The sequence below is a fragment of the Bacillus alveayuensis genome, from assembly GCA_030812955.1.
Lineage (GTDB): Bacteria > Bacillota > Bacilli > Bacillales > Aeribacillaceae > Bacillus_CB > Bacillus_CB alveayuensis.
Genome location: JAUSTR010000005.1, coordinates 41,592 through 53,303, shown reverse-complemented (window position 1 = coordinate 53,303; position 11,712 = coordinate 41,592). Strand labels below are relative to the sequence as shown.

13 protein-coding genes are annotated in these 11,712 nt (G+C 40.4%); 8 read left to right on the top strand and 5 right to left on the bottom strand.

All coding sequences use genetic code 11. The features are described 5' to 3' along the window. Positions 1-40 precede the first annotated feature (40 nt). The 5 genes from J2S06_RS08300 (at position 41) to J2S06_RS08280 (ending at position 3,123) form a co-directional block, all read left to right on the top strand. Complete coding sequence (locus J2S06_RS08300) at positions 41-862, top strand: flagellar hook-basal body protein (protein ID WP_419151982.1); 822 nt, start codon at positions 41-43, stop codon at positions 860-862. A gap of 18 nt (positions 863-880) precedes the next feature. Next, complete coding sequence (locus tag J2S06_RS08295; RefSeq protein WP_419151981.1) at positions 881-1,705, top strand: flagellar hook-basal body protein; 825 nt, start codon at positions 881-883, stop codon at positions 1,703-1,705. Between the two features lie 43 nt (positions 1,706-1,748). Continuing rightward, on the top strand, positions 1,749-2,015 hold the full coding sequence (locus J2S06_RS08290) for a DNA-directed RNA polymerase subunit beta (RefSeq protein WP_419151979.1): 267 nt from the start codon (positions 1,749-1,751) through the stop codon (positions 2,013-2,015). Positions 2,016-2,092: 77 nt separating this feature from the next. Next, positions 2,093-2,515 carry a 3-hydroxyacyl-ACP dehydratase FabZ gene (fabZ, locus tag J2S06_RS08285; protein WP_044747170.1) on the top strand — a complete coding sequence of 141 codons (423 nt, stop codon included), beginning with the start codon at positions 2,093-2,095 and terminating at the stop codon, positions 2,513-2,515. Positions 2,516-2,823: 308 nt separating this feature from the next. Then, positions 2,824-3,123, top strand: coding sequence for a hypothetical protein (locus J2S06_RS08280; RefSeq protein ID WP_419151978.1), 300 nt, complete (start codon positions 2,824-2,826; stop codon positions 3,121-3,123). A 138-nt stretch (positions 3,124-3,261) separates the two neighbouring features. Here J2S06_RS08280 and J2S06_RS08275 read toward each other — a convergent pair whose 3' ends face one another. Both J2S06_RS08275 and J2S06_RS08270 read right to left on the bottom strand, forming a co-directional pair. Beyond that, positions 3,262-3,690, bottom strand: a complete 429-nt coding sequence (locus tag J2S06_RS08275) for a YwpF-like family protein (protein WP_419151977.1) — start codon at positions 3,688-3,690, stop codon at positions 3,262-3,264. A 295-nt stretch (positions 3,691-3,985) separates the two neighbouring features. Beyond that, the gene (locus tag J2S06_RS08270) at positions 3,986-4,387 is read right to left on the bottom strand and encodes a helix-turn-helix domain-containing protein (protein ID WP_044747173.1); all 402 of its coding nucleotides are present in this window, start codon (positions 4,385-4,387) and stop codon (positions 3,986-3,988) included. 277 nt (positions 4,388-4,664) lie between these two features. On the opposite strand from J2S06_RS08270, the gene J2S06_RS08265 reads away from it, so the two are divergent. Continuing rightward, a complete protein-coding gene (locus tag J2S06_RS08265) occupies positions 4,665-5,072 on the top strand; it encodes a hypothetical protein (RefSeq protein ID WP_044747174.1) in 408 nt (135 codons plus the stop codon). A gap of 157 nt (positions 5,073-5,229) precedes the next feature. Next, positions 5,230-5,598, top strand: coding sequence for a single-stranded DNA-binding protein (ssb, locus tag J2S06_RS08260; protein WP_044747175.1), 369 nt, complete (start codon positions 5,230-5,232; stop codon positions 5,596-5,598). Between the two features lie 226 nt (positions 5,599-5,824). On the opposite strand, the gene J2S06_RS08255 is transcribed toward ssb, so the two are convergent. Beyond that, on the bottom strand, positions 5,825-6,073 hold the full coding sequence (locus J2S06_RS08255; RefSeq protein WP_419151976.1) for a hypothetical protein: 249 nt from the start codon (positions 6,071-6,073) through the stop codon (positions 5,825-5,827). A 183-nt stretch (positions 6,074-6,256) separates the two neighbouring features. On the opposite strand from J2S06_RS08255, the gene J2S06_RS08250 reads away from it, so the two are divergent. Beyond that, complete coding sequence (locus tag J2S06_RS08250; protein ID WP_419151975.1) at positions 6,257-6,658, top strand: hypothetical protein; 402 nt, start codon at positions 6,257-6,259, stop codon at positions 6,656-6,658. A gap of 496 nt (positions 6,659-7,154) precedes the next feature. Here the strand turns inward: J2S06_RS08250 and J2S06_RS08245 are convergent, their stop codons facing one another. Continuing rightward, positions 7,155-9,914 carry a DEAD/DEAH box helicase gene (locus J2S06_RS08245; protein ID WP_419151974.1) on the bottom strand — a complete coding sequence of 920 codons (2,760 nt, stop codon included), beginning with the start codon at positions 9,912-9,914 and terminating at the stop codon, positions 7,155-7,157. Further along, positions 9,907-11,532 (bottom strand): SWIM zinc finger family protein, encoded by a 1,626-nt coding sequence (locus J2S06_RS08240; RefSeq protein ID WP_419151973.1) that lies wholly within the window; start codon positions 11,530-11,532, stop codon positions 9,907-9,909. Before J2S06_RS08240 ends, J2S06_RS08245 begins: the two co-directional genes overlap by 8 nt. Positions 11,533-11,712 lie beyond the last annotated feature (180 nt).

Below are 11,712 nucleotides of genomic sequence, written 5' to 3'. Positions count from 1 at the left end.
TAAGGGAATATTGTCGGAATTTAGGGAACGAGGTGAATATATGCTACGAGGTTTTTATACAGCAGCGTCTGGAATGTTGGCACAAGAGCGGAGAGCCGATGTATTGTCGAATAATATCGCAAATGCGAATACACCTGGCTATAAAGCGGAACAGGATACGCTTCGTGCTTTTCCGGAAATGCTTTTGTCTTATATTGAAGCGAATCAGCATGGCCGTGTTGCACAAAAGGAAATCGGTTCATTAAATACAGGTGCGTATGTACAAGAACTGATACCTCTCTATACACAAGGAGATATTCGTGAAACGAATTTGCCAAGTGATCTCGCCTTAGTGGAGAAAGAAGTGCCAGTATTTGCTGAAACGAATGTAAAGGGAGTTTTATTTTACGCTGTCGAGACGCCGGAAGGACAAATCAAATATACACGGAACGGGCATTTTACTTTAGATCCAAATGGCCGCTTAACGCTTGGGGGAAATACCGTTTTAGCAACAACAGGACAACCTATTGTGATCAATAGCCCGGAGTATGAAATCAAAGCAGATGGTCAAGTATATGTCGATGGCGAGCCAACTGGTCAGCAAATCGACGTGCGCTTTGCTGAAGATGTGCGCATCTTAGTGCGTGAAGGCAACGATTTGTATCGAACAGCTGATGACAGCGTATTGCCGAGTGCAGTAGGTAATGCTCTTATTAATTATGAATTAAAGCAGGGCTATTTAGAAAACGCAAATGTTGATATCGCGAAATCTTATACTGATTTATTAACGGCTTATCGCTCTTTTGAAGCCAATCAAAAAGTGCTGCAAGCGTACGATCGAAGCATGGAGAAAGCGGTTAATGAAATAGGCCGTGTTCGCTAATAAAAGGAGGATATGAGCATGCTCATACGTTCTATGGCACAAGCGACCAATACAATGAATCAATTACAAAAGCAAATAGATACGATTGGACATAATTTAGCTAACCTTGATACAAATGGCTTTAAAAAAACAACATCAAGCTTTCACGAGCTTGTTAAGCAGCAAATCAATAATCAGCCTGATGAAAGAAAAGAGGTTGGTCGTCTTACAGATTATGGTATTCGTGTTGGGAATGGCGCTAAGCTCCAATCAAAAGTTGTTTTTGAGCAGGGCGTCATAAAGAAGACAAATCGAGAGCTGGATATTGCATTGACAAATCCTTACCAATTTTTACAGGTTCAAGTAAATGGTGAAATTCATTATACAAGAGACGGTGCTCTTTATTTGTCGCCAGCGAATGATGGAACAAACCGTTTAATGCTCGTTACTTCGGACGGCTACAGCATTGTCGATGAAAATGAAAACCCTATTTATTTAGACGATTCCTTTAAAGAAATCATCATTTCGCCAAACGGTATGTTAACAGCTGTTTCTCGGAATGATAACGATCCAAATCAAATCGTGCAATTAGGAATTGTGAAAGTGAATCGACCAGATATGCTTGCAGCCCAAGGAAATAATTTGTACCGTTTTACGGAAGAAAACCCTGATTATGTAGAAATGTTAAACGGTGATTTGCGATCTGAAGTAAGCGTGCAGCAAGGCGCTCTTGAAGGATCAAACGTACAATTAGCAACGGAAATGACCGATTTAATAACAGCGCAGCGTTCTTATCAAATGAATGCTCGGTCAATTTCAATTGGTGACCAAATGCTCGGTCTGATTAATAATGTTCGTTCATAAAATACAGCTCTCCCAGTAAAACAATAAAAGGGGTTAATGCACCATGACTGCAGAAGAAAGGGTAAAAGCAACGAGAGAAAACATCAAAAAAGAAAAAAAGGCAAAAAAAGAAACAGAAAAAGGGAAAATGCGAATCCGGCTTATTCCGATTTGGCTCCGTCTCGTTTTGATCGTTTTCGGAATGGCACTTAGTCTAGTGATAGGAGCAATGGTCGGATACGGGGTATTAGGAGACGGAAACCCTTTAGATGCATTAAAGCCATCAACGTGGCAGCATATTATAGATCTTGTTGAAAAAGAAAAGGAATAGGCATATACTGTGTGGAGGGAAGGCAGGTATACGCCTTCCCTTTGTCGTATTGAATAAAACACAAGGAGGTTTCAGACATGCTCGATATTCAACAAATTAAAGAAACGATCCCACATCGCTATCCGTTTTTACTCGTTGACCGCATTCTTGAAATCGAAGAAGGTAAACGTGCTGTTGGTATCAAAAACGTCACAGTAAATGAAGAGTTTTTTAATGGACATTTTCCAGAATATCCGGTTATGCCAGGTGTTTTAATCGTTGAGGCGCTCGCACAAGTTGGCGCAGTTGCTATGCTTAGAAAAGAAGAAAATAAAGGAAAGCTGCCTCTTTTTGCGGGAATTGATAAATGCCGTTTTAAAAAACAAGTACGCCCAGGCGACCAGCTTCGTCTTGAAGTAGAAATCATAAGCCAACGCGGCCCAATTGGAAAAGGAAAAGCAGTTGCAACTGTAGACGGCGAAACAGCCTGTGAAGCAGAATTAATGTTTGCCATAAAATGAACCTGACTACATATCTCCCCTCTTTTAGGTAAGTTTGAGGTTTCCCATCGGTGTCTGATCTAGTTGTATTAGGTCAGGCACTTATTTTTTGGATATCCCCAGACCTCTTTCTATTTTCTCTTCCTCCTGAACAAAGAATTTTTCCGTGATACATTAGCGAACATACATTTCATTTTAGTTTGCAGTCATCCTTTGCAATGCGTGCAACGATTCATGGAGAGAAAATAAATGTTTATGTATGAAGAAACAATTTTTGGGAAAGATAACAGTGGTTGAACCTAATCATTATTTGAAAGGAGCATATCATTATGAAGAAAAAATGGTTACTACTGTTTATGACCACATGGATGGTTGCGATGTTTGCAACAGGATGTAATACTGACGATGACCAAACACCAGGAGATCAAGATGTGCAAAATGAAGAAGACATAAATGATGAGGACATGAATAATGAAGATCTGAATGATGAAGATGTGAACGATGAAGACGTTCCTCCAGTTGATGATGAGACAGAACGTCAGCAAGAAGAGGATATGAAAGAGGACATGGGGAATAATTTAGAGGATAATGCAGATGAAGATCTAAATGATGAAGAAGATAATCAATAATAAGCGTACGCCGTTCTTGGAAACGGCGTCATGTTTTTTATAAGAGTCTCCTAAAATCTTCAAAGCAGCAAACGCATACAAATAGCAATTCGAGCTACGGCACTTGTATTGGCATAAGAAAGGCTCTTCAATTGTGGTTTAATCAGGCTGTCGATACATTTTCTTTTTAAATGAATCTAACAGTTCTTTTCCAGTTAAACCTTTTGCGACTAAGTCGTGTAAAATTTTTTCAGCATCGACCTTTGCTGATCGAAGGGTAAACATTCGCCCTTCTAATAATACGGAAATATGCTCTTCAAGAGTCATGATGGAGCGGACTTTTGCAATAATTTGGGCAGGTGTATTATTTTTTTTCGTAATCGTCACAAATAATCGCAGCTCCGCTTTGTTTTGGAGAACATGTTCAAAGTAATACCGATAACGCTTGGAAAGAAGGGCTTCAATCAACCATGAATTTTCTCCATCTTCCTTATTAATGATTAACCCATCGGCTAAAGGAAGCTCTTCAATACGGCCTTCTCGATCCTTCCGTTCAATTTTCAATCCAACTAACTTAAAGGTTTTCAATTTAAGCCCTCCAAAAAAACAGCCTTTCGTTTATTATATCATAATGATGTTTTCCTTATAATGAGTGGAGCTAGACTAAAAAAGCAGCGGTATTTGCCAAACAGAGTCGAAATGAAGAAATAGTGTCGAATACAATCCAATGTGTGTCGAATACAATCCAATATGTGTCGAATACAATCCAATGTATGTCGAATACATTCCAATGTATGTCGAATACAATCCAATGTATGTCGAATACAATCCAAACCGAGCAAAAAAAGGTTGACCTCTTCGTGCCAACCTCTTTCATTTACAATTAGTCTATTTTTAATAGTTCTTTAATCATTTTGACAATATAACGCTCGTATTTTTTTCCTTTATCATCGCTTTTGGCTAATTCTTCTATAGCATGATACAGATCAGGATGTTTCATTAAATAGTCGACCACTTCTTCTAAATGTTTTTCTGTGTAATATGGCTCCAAAACATCTGTCAACAGCTGTGGCTTTTCACCGCGTCCAAGCAAATGATCAATGCTAACCTCCAGCACTTCACTTATTTGAATCAGCTGCTCTAAGCTTGGCTGTTGTTTGCCAGTTTCTAGTTTGCTAATAACAGGTCTTGTCACATTCAGTTTTTCCGCTAATTGGCTTTGACTTAAGCCTTTTTTTATTCGAAAAAATCGCACATTCGCTTGAAATTTTTTTAATTCGTCCACTGAACCACCAACTTTACCCTTTCCGTTACTGATATCGTATAAGAAAACCGTTGATGAGTCGGTTCTAATAAAACACAATCATATATTTGTTCTAAAAAGGAACGATAGAGAAAATGAATGAAAATTGGCTAAAATGAATGAATCCATTTGAAAAAATGGGAAAAATGACCTATTATAACGGAATTTGCATTATTTTAGCTAATTTTAAATAAAAGTGGATATGTGGACGGGAATATAAAGGATTATACTGAAAAAGAAAAAACAAAAGGAGGTCAGTATGGAGATTTTTCACTTTAAAACTTTGCAAGTGTATCATAAAGAGCATTTAGGCCATGAAACAGTCGAACAACTTGTCATGTGTATTCCTCATTCTTCTCATGAAGTAGGTAAATTTCATTATTTTCGTGTTCCAGTCCATGCCATTATTGACGCATATTATCACGCCATTTACCATGCGGAAATCGTTCGTATTCGCTTTGAGTTTCCAGAAAAAAGGATGCATGTCCAACAGTTTTTTTTACAGGATACCGAAAGTCGCTATATAAATGCACTATTCCCCAACGATCAACACTATCCTGCAGCTATCACTGATATCCTTCATAGTATTCGCTTCTTCGGTCCTAAACATTTCTCATTCATCATTGATTCACGGAATAAAAAAAGAGAGAAAGATATCGAAATTTAAAGAAATATGCGGGAAAAACTGATAAAAAGGTGAAATTTGTAGTCGAAAATGAAATTTTATGTAGTACATATGCTAGCAAAATCAATTATTGCGTTTTTTTCAAAATATACTTCAGCCTTTACAATGAAGATGTAGCAAGAAGGAAAGGAGGTTTATGGTGATTAATCAAGTAACTCTTGTCGGTAGGCTCACTCGTGACCCAGAAATCCGCTATACAAGTGAGGGAGCAGCAGTTGCGAATATAACCCTCGCTGTTAGCCGAAAGTACCGTAACAGTGCCGGAGAGATCGATGCAGACTTTGTCAACTGTACATTGTGGAGAAGGACGGCAGAAAATACAGCTAATTATTGTCGAAAAGGTTCGATCGTTGGTGTGACGGGAAGAATTCAAACGAGAAATTATGAAAATAATGAAGGAAAGCGTGTCTACGTCACAGAAGTTGTCGCCGATTCTGTTCAATTCATGGGAACCCCGCCTCCGCAAGTAAGAACACGGGAATTAGCTGTGCAAGAAACGAATGAATGAGTGTCATCATGAAAAGGCTTAGTCTACGATGAGTAAATGAAAAGCTCCCACTCATATCCAAAGAGTAGGTGGGCGTAATGGCTGAAATGGTGAGTCTACGATGAGTAAATGAAAAGCTCCCACTCATATCCTCTAAAACCCTCTTTAGAAAGAATCAGTCGAAATCCTCCAATAAGTCCCCATCTTTTACCAGTCCATCAAAGGCTGGTATTTCTTTTTTTACGATTTATAGCTTAATTTTCCGATTATATAAGCTTGCACGAGAATATAAGGAAGATTCATGCTGCTTAAAATTTTTCACAGCTTGCTTAAAGGCTTCTTTCCGACACGGATGCACAGCATTACCTGATACGACTTCATCAGGAGATTCACGGCTAATCACAGCCTGTGTATAGTTTTGATATTCAAAAAACTCGACTTGAATAACGGAGTTCTTTTCTATGATATAAAAATTCCTGTAAAATGGGACTTCCATAGCCACCATCCCTTAACTATTTTGATTAATGACATTTTACTAAACATTCAGATAAATTAAAAGGTATGTGTTGTTACGCGTGTGTGGAAAAATTTAGTAGCCCGTGAGTAAACCGAGAGAATAAGTGGTGGAACCGAGAGATTATGTGCTCAAACCGAGAGATTGTGGACGGAAACTGAGAGATTGAGTGTCGAAACCGATAGATTAAGGTGCGAAACCGATAGATTAAGGTGCGAAACCGATAGATTAAGGTGCGAAACCGATAGATTAAGTGGTGGAACCGAGAGATTGTGGACGGAAACCGAGAGAATAAGTGGTGGAACCGAGAGATTGAGTGTCGAAACCGAGAGAATAAGTGGTGGAACCGAGAGATTAAGGTGCGAAACCGAGAGAATAAGTGGTGGAACCGAGAGATTAAGGTGCGAAACCGAGAGATTGTGGACGGAAACCGAGAGAATAAGTGGTGAAACCGAGAGATTGAGTGTCGAAACCGAGAGAATAAGTGGTGGAACCGAGAGATTAAGGTGCGAAACCGAGAGATTAGCGCGTGAACCCGAGAGATTAAGCGCCGGAACGGATAAATAAGTGGTCGAAAACCGAGAGATTAGCGCGTGAACCCGAGAGATTAAGCGCCGGCACCTATAGATATAGCACTGGACCCGAATGATTAACGCAAAATTTTCGTGCCCGCCAATCGAGCGGGCACGAAAATTTTCCTTTACTTGCCAACGATTTTTTCGATTAGTTCGTAAAATTTTTCCCATGCAGGGGATTTTTTGTCCTTCTTTTTCGCATTCGCCATTGCTTATGCCTCCTTATTCAATGTGGCCGCAAAAGAATCAGTTTATTGCAATAAAAATCAAGCCGCGATGCAGTTTTCTTACATGAGAACATTCGATGCAGCAAGCGCCAAAAGCGGTGTGGCCGCGAAAGGATCCGATCGTTGTATCAACTCTCAAGCCGCGATGCAGTTTTCTTACCTTAACGAAAAGGCAGTTTACCGCAAAATCTCTGCCCCGTACCTTAATATAGTGCCGCCAATGTCCGCCACCGCAAAAACAAAGCTCCACATCCTTACCTCTTATCGAATCGACAATGTAAACAGTTCCTTTAACTCATCTGCTGAAAGCTCGGTGATCCAGTTGTCGCTTTGGATGATTTCGTCGTTTAATGATTGTTTCTTTTCAATCATTTCATCAATTTTTTCTTCAATGGTACCGGTTGTGATCAATTTATGCACGTGGACGAAGCGTTTTTGGCCGATGCGGAAGGCGCGGTCTGTTGCTTGGTTTTCGACGGCCGGGTTCCACCAGCGGTCAAAGTGGATGACGTGATTGGCCGCTGTTAAATTTAATCCGGTGCCGCCCGCTTTTAATGACAAGATGAAAATGTGATGCCTCCGGTTTTGAAAGGCTTCTACCATCTGATCGCGCTTTGCTTTGGAAAGGCTGCCGTTTAAAAATAAAACGTTTGTATTAAACTCTTTTTCTAGCAAGTTTTTCATCATTTCGCCCATTTTAATATATTGCGTGAAAATGAGGCAGCTTTCGTTTTGTTCGCGAATGGCAGCTACGAGCTCCAGCAGCTTCTCCAGCTTGTGTGAGCGGTCGACTATTTTTTTCGGCGACTCCTCTTGCAAGTATAATGCAGGATGGTTGCAAAGCTGCTTTAGTTTTCCGAGCATTTTCAAAATAAGCGCCTTTCGTTCGAAGCCGCTGACGGATGCGATCTCATCCAGTGTATCCTTGACAAGCTGCTCGTAAAGGGAAGCCTGCTCGACCGTTAATGGGATGTATTCTTTTTGCTCCTGCTTGTCCGGCAAGTTTAATTGCACTTCTTCATCCCGTTTCGTACGCCGCAGCAAAAACGGTTTAATCAATTTGCGCAGCTCAGCAATTTTCTTTTCATTCCGCTCCTTTTCAATCGGCAGCACAAAGCTGCGCTGAAAACGGTTTAGTGTCCCTAAATAGCCTTTATTGATAAAATCAAAAATCGCCCACAATTCGGTTAACCGGTTTTCCATCGGCGTTCCCGTTAACGCAATGTGATGCTTTCCTTTTAATTTACGAATCGAACGGGATTGCTTCGTATGAGCGTTTTTAATGTTTTGCGCTTCATCCAGGCAAATCGCACTCCATGTCACAGATGACAATTCGTCAAAATCACCGTGACTTAAACCGTATGACGTAATGACAATATCCGCATCAGAAATAAATGATGAAAACTCATCGCCTTTTTTCCGATTCGTGCCATAATAAAGCTTCACGTTTAAATGAGGAGCAAATTTTTCAAACTCTTTTTGCCAGTTGCCGAGAACAGAGGTTGGCGCAATAATTAACGCAGGCGCCTCTGGATGTTCGTGTTCCTTTACATATTGAAAATAAGCAATCATTTGCACGGTTTTTCCAAGCCCCATGTCATCAGCTAAACAAGCGCCAAACCCGAAGCGGCGCAAAAACACTAGCCAATTCACGCCTTGCTCTTGGTATGGGCGCAGCTCTCCTAAAAATGTATCCGGAACGTGAACAGGCGGAATGGCACTGATTTCTTTCATCTGTTTCACAAGTGCCTTCATTTGTGCATTGAGCTCAATTTGAATGTTTGCAAAAGCCCGCAAGTCGTCTTCTTGATCGATGTCGCTCGTCTTTACCTCTAATAGCTCTTGCTCTAAAATATCGATAACTTGAAGCCCTTCTTTTTCCGCTCGTTTTAATACTTGCTTCATCTGTTCAATGAACTTCGGATCGAGCTGAATCCATTGTCCGCGAATGTGCACGAGTCTGCGGTTTTCCTCGACAAGCTTATGAAACTCTTCCTCTGATAATTCCACGCCGTTTGTGGAAAAACGCCAGTCAAAATCGATTAATTGATTCATACCAACGAACGAAGCGCCCGTCGAAGTGGAAGACATTTTCGCTTTCACTTGCATTTTCGCTTCTTTCACCATTTTCCACCAGGATGGCAAAAGAATTTCAATGCCCATGTTCACAAGAGTTTCGCTTCCTTCTGTTAAAAAGCGCCATGCTTCCTCTTCCGACACGAGCGTGACACCATTTTGAAACGAAAGCCATGGGAGAATTTCATGAAATCTCTTTTGCTCCCGCTCAATGAAATCCATATATTTTTTCCAACGAGCAGGAAGGCTTTGTTCGCCTTCGTAAAAATGAAGCGAATCTCGATTTTTCTTATTACGCAAAAATAACTCCAGCTTCCAGTCATCACCATCAAACTCCGGTTCGTTTAAACGGAGGCCAATCGTAAACGGAAGGTCACGAACCGTCCAGCCAATTTTCTCAAGCCAGTCTTCTTCATCTAAAAAATGGCCGCCAAAGCTCGCTAACACTGGATGGTTTTCCAGCACCTCCTGCCATGCTTCTTGCAGCATTGGATTTCGTTCGATTAAATCGGAAACTGCTGCCGAAAACCATTCTTTCGCCTCACCATCTAACTCGAAATCAATCGGCCTCCAAGCAATCTTCCTCTGCTGGAAGGCCGTAAAATCAGGCATAAAGCTCCCTTTTTGAACGGTATCATAAATGCAAGTGGCTAAATCGAGCTCTGCTTTTGCCTCATCGGAAAACTGCACATCGAGAAGCGAGCTGTACGGCTTTTTCGCCAAAAACTCCACAGCCTGCCACGGAGATAAGATTAATTCTCCCACATCATCGTCATTTTCTGACAAAAACTCGGTGCCAAAATAAGATGATTCATGCCATACAAAAAGCTGCTTCTTCCATAACTCCACAGGTATGACGATACCATCAGCATCGGTGCATACGATGCTAAAAAAATGATTTTCAAGTCGATCGGGATGTACGAATAGCGTCAAGAGGTTAAGCATCTAGCAACTTTCCTTTCTTAAGCTCCTCTTGGAAGGCGCGGAGCCGTTTATGTTTCGCGATTAATTTTTGTAAATAGCTTTCCCACACTTCCGTCCGCTTTAGCTTTTTATAAATTCGTTTTAATTGCTTTAAATATTTGACCGCCTGTTTATAGCTGCTGCGGTTTTTTTCTAATATGAAGTGCTCCACTTCATCGTGTAAAAGGGGGAGAAGCTTATCAGGCGCTTCTTTTTCAATCGTTTTTAAGATCGTGCGTTCAATTTCATGAAGAGGAAAGCCGACCATTTGCTGCAGCTCTGTCCACGTTTCATAGTCGCCTTCTTCCATTAAAAAATAATGGTATTCTGCATAGCTAAATGGAAGCATTTTTTGACACGCTCGTTCAAAGAACTCCTTATCACCTGTATGCTCTTCATATTCAGAAAATAGCGTTAATAAAAAGCTCACCGTTTGGCGCTTTTCCCCATAAGATAAGTCTTCTTGTAAAAAGCCTGTAATATGACGGAACAAATAAGCGCTCCATTTTCGCAAACGCTGCCACTCCCTGCGCCCTGTTATATAACCGATCCAATCAAAGGAATAAGGGAGCATCAAGTCAGAATATAAGTCAAGGCGCTCCATCACTATATCATCCTCGTTTTGCAGAAATAAAGCATTCATAGCGGCGATATCACTTTCTATAATAAAAGGCCCTTTTTCTTGAATTTCTTCCTTTAATCGTTCGGCCATATATTCGTATTCTTCCTTCACCCAATCTTTTCGATTGAGTAAATAAAGCCATATATGCCGATAAACCATGACACGTTCAAAACGGAAATATTCACTGGCAAATAAGAGCTCTCTTACATTGAAAATACTATCTGATAAAAAGTCTTCTACCGTAAACGAATGGGCGATATTTTTCACTTCCGCTGTTTTCATATAAATATCTTCTCGCAATTGATCGATGAACGGATAAGCAATTTGCTCCAGCATAAAGTCGCTGACGTGTGTTTCATGCAATGATTCAAGCATTTTTTTCATCGTAAAGATGGCAGCGTGCAGCTGATAAAGCTTTTTGAGCTCTTCTTTCAGCGGTGTCGTTCGTTTTATTTTGCCGTAATAACGATAAAAAAGAGTTTGCCATAAGGCGGCTGGGGATAACGCCGTATGGATGTGCTTGGCTAATTCATTTTCAAAATAGTCATACCACCCTTGAACGGTTTCTGCTTTTTGTCTCGTTCCTTTTTGTAAAAGTCCTGCCTTTTCAAATGATTTTAATTTTGTACGCGGCTGTTCATTTTTCCAGGCTTCAAGGAAGGAACCAATATCGCCGGTTGCTGCATATACATATAAAAATAGAGCTAATATATGCCGGCATAAAAAACGAGCAGGACACGTACATGTGCTAGCCGAAACATCCTCTAAGTCAAGCTTCACTGAAACACGTATCACATCTTGCACATTCGCCGTAATGATCGTTTCATGAAGCTCGGCATTATACACATGTCCTTTTCGAAATAACAATAGTCCTTTTTTTAGCAATTGTTGATTCTCATCAAGCTCGCTTGGCAGCAAGGCTTTCATTTGCTCGCCGCATTGAAAAACGAGTTCTTTATTCATTTCACGCATTAGCATCAATTCGCTCTCCTCTAGTTATTTTTCTAAACAACTTAAATAAGGCCGTCTTTTACCCTTTATTATATCGTAAAATAAAGGCTGTTTTCGTAAACTTTGTTGCTTTTCGACTGTCTATGAACCGAACAAAGCACGTGGTCGAACAAATCACAATTGTCCGACCATCGACTTTTGTTCGGT